Annotated in this window: 1 pseudogene; it reads left to right on the top strand. The window is 74.0% G+C overall.

The features are described from left to right. Nucleotides 1-250: pseudogene (locus tag KVT32_RS30910) on the top strand (alkene reductase); the annotation flags it as partial.

Genomic DNA, 250 nt, shown 5'->3' with positions numbered 1-250 from the left:
CGGCGCAGGCCGCGTGCCGAACGCGCTGATGGCCGAGTACTACGCCCAGCGCGCCAGCGCCGGCCTGATCCTGTCCGAAGCGACCTCGGTGACGCCGATGGGCGTCGGCTACGCCGACACGCCGGGCATCTGGTCCGACGAGCAGGGCGCCGGCTGGAAGCAGGTCACGGAGGCCGTGCACGCCGCCGGCGGGCGCATCGTGGTGCAGCTCTGGCACGTCGGCCGCCATTCCCGTCCGGTGGTCCTGGTG

It is taken from the genome of Achromobacter sp. GbtcB20 (assembly GCF_019091095.1).
Lineage (GTDB): Bacteria > Pseudomonadota > Gammaproteobacteria > Burkholderiales > Burkholderiaceae_B > Achromobacter > Achromobacter mucicolens.
This window is presented reverse-complemented; position numbering and strand designations above follow the sequence as displayed.